This is a genomic window from Bowmanella yangjiangensis (assembly GCF_017255015.1).
In the GTDB taxonomy this organism is placed as follows: Bacteria; Pseudomonadota; Gammaproteobacteria; order Enterobacterales; family Alteromonadaceae; genus Bowmanella; species Bowmanella yangjiangensis.
Genome location: NZ_JAFKCS010000377.1, coordinates 1 through 778, shown reverse-complemented (window position 1 = coordinate 778; position 778 = coordinate 1). Strand labels below are relative to the sequence as shown.

Below are 778 nucleotides of genomic sequence, written 5' to 3'. Positions count from 1 at the left end.
CTGCTGGTGGCTGGCGAACAGCTGTCGTTGTAATTCCAGGCTGGCACTGACCAGCACATCATCGCCGCGCGCCAGCAGCCAGGGATCGAAGTCGATGTGCTCGGCCGTGTCACGCTCGGCGGCCAGGCGGTCGGCACTGGCGCGGCTGCCGATCAACTGCGCGCGCAATGCCTCGGCCTGGGCCCGCAATGCCTGGTCGTCCAGCTCCAGCAGCGCCTGGCCGGCCTGCACCATGTCGCCGTCGCGGGCCAGGATGCGCCGCACGGTACCGCCGACGGGATGCTGCACCGCCTGGCGATTGCCGCTGACCATCACCGTGCCACTGACCGGCACGCCGCGATCCAGCGGCGCCAGCGCGGCCCAGGCGAGGAAGCCGCCGAAGCCGACCAGCAACAGCCACCAGCCCAGGCGAGTCGGTGCCCCGGCATCGACCGCATGCAACCCCTGCACAGGAGCCGGGGCACTCATTGCTGGCCTCCCGGCTGGGCGCCGTAGCTGATGCTCAGCGCCGGCGCGACCCGTCGCACCGGCGCGGTCTGCGCGGCGGAACGGGCGCTCTGCTGCAGATCCTGCAACACCCGTGCGGCCGGGCCGAAGGCCTGCATCTGCCCGGCGCGCAGCACCAGCAACTGATCGGCGCCCTTGAGCAACGCCGGGCGATGACTGACCAGCACCAGCGTGCGCCCCTGCTCGCGCAGGCGATCGAGCGCAGCCAGCAGCGACTGCTCGCCGGCCTCGTCGAGGTTGGCATCGGGTTCGTCGAGGACGATCAGCGCCG

The 778-nt window shown here is 71.7% G+C and carries 2 pseudogenes; both read right to left on the bottom strand.

Going from position 1 to position 778, the window contains the following annotated elements:
- Positions 1-468: pseudogene (locus J0A65_RS24660) on the bottom strand (hypothetical protein); the annotation flags it as partial.
- A pseudogene (locus tag J0A65_RS24655) lies at positions 465-778 on the bottom strand (hypothetical protein); the annotation flags it as partial. The pseudogenes J0A65_RS24660 and J0A65_RS24655, both read right to left, overlap by 4 nt.